Source organism: Cupriavidus sp. OV096 (genome assembly GCF_900115455.1).
In the GTDB taxonomy this organism is placed as follows: Bacteria; Pseudomonadota; Gammaproteobacteria; order Burkholderiales; family Burkholderiaceae; genus Cupriavidus.
This window is the reverse complement of sequence record NZ_FOWM01000027.1, coordinates 1-1,178: the sequence shown is the minus strand read 5'-3', so window position 1 is coordinate 1,178 and position 1,178 is coordinate 1. Positions and strand designations below refer to the sequence as shown.

2 protein-coding genes are annotated in these 1,178 nt (G+C 59.5%); both read right to left on the bottom strand.

The annotated features are described in order from the left end of the window. The coding region (locus tag BM115_RS26985) for a hypothetical protein (RefSeq protein WP_143093960.1) at positions 1-577 on the bottom strand (577 nt) is incomplete at its 3' end. Continuing rightward, a partial coding sequence (locus BM115_RS26980) for a T6SS immunity protein Tli4 family protein (RefSeq protein WP_218158063.1) occupies positions 567-1,178 on the bottom strand: 612 nt, incomplete at its 5' end. The genes BM115_RS26985 and BM115_RS26980, both read right to left, overlap by 11 nt.

Genomic DNA, 1,178 nt, shown 5'->3' with positions numbered 1-1,178 from the left:
TCGTGAGCAGTTCAAAGACATGGTTGGCCTTTGGCCGGACGTCGTTCTTGACTTCCATACGCTGCACGATCGGGTCATCCGCCTGATCGGGGCTGCTGAAATCTGACGCCTCCAGCGTGACCTTGACGCGAACCCCATTCTCCCAACGATAGCCTTCCAGAATCCGGTTTGCGATGTGGCTGCGTTCCGAACCCCGGTGCATGAAGTAGCGGGAGTGCTCATCCCACGCGGGCACATTAAGATAGAGAAATGGGTGAGCGTCCATGCTCTTCACCGCCTTGAGTTCCGCCTCGCGCGCGGAGATTTCCTTATTGAATTCATCGAGGGACATGATCTTCGTCTTGACCCGTGCGTGTTCCACGATGGCCGAGCCTTCGACGGTCATGCCTGCAGGAAAATCGATAAGATGGCGTCCCACACAACGCGGGATTAGGTTGGTAGTCAGGGCATTCACCGCCTGTTGTTCCTGAGGCGTCAATGAAGGGGCTTTCCCACAAGCCGGTAGCGCCAGCGATGCGCCCAGGATCGCGCTGATCACCACATATCGTTTCATCATCGCGGCGCGCTCAGAAGGCATTCGGCCGGGGCCGCAGGGTTCGGGAGATGGCGTCCCAGACCGCGAGGGCCTCGGCGTCCGTCAGCGATGCGCGTTCGAGCGGACGATCGTCCGGGAGCGGGTTCGCTGTCTCCATGTCGAGCCGTATGAAAGGCCCCTGTGCATCGGCCGTGAGCGCATTCGCTTCCAGCGCAAAGAGATGTCCGTCCACTTCCGTGGTGGGTCTTGGGCCTGCCAACAGCCATTCCTCGGCGTCAACGCCGGTCAATGCGACCTTTCCTTTACGAACCGTCCGACCGCCTTCGATCTGGGACAACGCCGCCTCGATCTGACGATGCCGCTGCAGGAGCGAACTCCTTTCAACGAGACTGGAGTCCGTCACGATGGTGAAGTCGACATCCTCATGGCTTGCAAGAAGGAACCTCGACTTAGTTCGTTCCTCCTCGCGCGCCTTGCCGCGGATGTATCCGCGAGGGAGACATAATCCAGGCTCCGTTGGAATCTCGTCATCGGCCCGGCCGCGAAAATTCGTGAGCAGTTCAAAGACATGGTTGGCCTTTGGCCGGACGTCGTTCTTGACTTCCATACGCTGCACGATCGGGTCATCCGCCTGATCGGGGCT